The organism is Hydrogenophaga palleronii, assembly GCF_031457455.1.
In the GTDB taxonomy this organism is placed as follows: Bacteria; Pseudomonadota; Gammaproteobacteria; order Burkholderiales; family Burkholderiaceae_C; genus Hydrogenophaga; species Hydrogenophaga palleronii_A.
The window spans coordinates 1-1,342 of the sequence record NZ_JAVDWU010000024.1 but is presented as its reverse complement, the minus strand read 5'-3'; the positions used below and the strand labels follow the sequence as shown (position 1 = coordinate 1,342).

The window sequence follows — 1,342 nt, the reverse complement described above, 5'->3', positions numbered from 1 at the left end:
GTTGCTCGCGGCCTGTTCGGTGCGTGCAGACAGGTCCTGGTTGCCCGAGGCAATCTCCAGCGACGCCGTGTTGATGCTGTCCGTGGCGCTGCGCACCTGGCTCACCGTGCTCACCAGCGAATTCTTCATGGCACCCAGCGCATTGAGCAACTCGCCCAGCTCGTCCTTGCGCTTGGTCTCCACCTTCTGGCTCAGGTCACCACCGGCCACGGCCGTGGCGATGCAAACGGCTTCCTTCAGCGGTTCGGTGATCGAGCGCGTGATGCGCCATGCCACCAGGGCAGCCATCAGGAGAGCGATACCTGAGAGCACCAGAATGATGAGTTCCTGCTGGCGAATGCTGGCGTCAGAAGCGGCCACCGCCTTGGACACCAGCTCGTGCTCTTGTTGCTGAAGTTTGCCCATGCTCTCCAGGTACCGATCGATGGCAGGCATGAGATCAGCCTCCAGCATGCTGTCGGCCGCAAAGCTGTCGCCGCCCAGCAGGGTCTTGAAGAACTCATTGCGGGTGTCGATGTAGGTCTTGCGTCGCTGCCCGATCTCGGCCAGCAGGGCCTTGCCTTGCTCGGAGGTGATTTCCGCGTCCAGCGTCTTTTGCAGCTCATTGATGCGTGTGGTGGTTTCCGCGATCAGAGGCTTGAAGAAGGTGTCCACGTCGGTGTTGTTGTTCGACTTGGCCAGCGCAATCACGCGGGTGGCGTTCAGACGGGTGTTGGCCACCCACTGGTCGGCCACCGAAGCGCGCCGCTCCAAATGTTCCACGCCTTGCATGGCTTGCTTGGACGCTTCCAGGCTGAACCAGGCCAGCGCACTGAGCGCGACCAGCAAGGCCAGCACGCTGGCGAACGCCAGCGCGAGTCGCTGACCGATTTTGAGTTGAGAGATGGACATGGCATGGGTTCCAGGAGTTCAGTGGGTTGTTTTATTGACCTCCAGCCCATCAGCAAACAATGCTGGCAGGTCAGAAGCTTTCCCACTCGCCTTCGGTGCTGGCAGCGGTTGAGGCTTTGGCACTGGTGGACGAGGCGGACGTGGTCACCGACTGCGGGCGCTGAAGCGCTGCAGGCTGAGCCACGGGGTTGGAGGCTGTGGCAGACGATGCGGACGGCTTGGCAGCCGCCTTAGATGGGGTCTGTTCACCCGCCTTGTTGACGCCACGGTTGCTGGCGCTCGCTTTCTTGACACTCCCTGATGGCACCGACGGCGTCGCCTGAGCCAGGCCCGTGTCGTCGGTTCGGAACACTTGAATCACCTGAGCCAGGCGCTGAGCCTGATCCTTGAGGCTCTCGGCTGCGGCCGCGCTCTCTTCGACCAACGCCGCGTTCTGCTGCGTCATCTGGTC

The 1,342-nt window shown here is 62.3% G+C and carries 1 protein-coding gene and 1 pseudogene; both read right to left on the bottom strand.

Features of this window, described 5'->3' with window-relative positions; genetic code table 11:
• Positions 1-891: MCP four helix bundle domain-containing protein (locus tag J2W49_RS25700; protein ID WP_310322775.1), on the bottom strand; the 891-nt coding region annotated here is incomplete at its 3' end.
• A gap of 70 nt (positions 892-961) precedes the next feature.
• Positions 962-1,342, bottom strand: a pseudogene (locus J2W49_RS25695) (methyl-accepting chemotaxis protein); the annotation flags it as partial.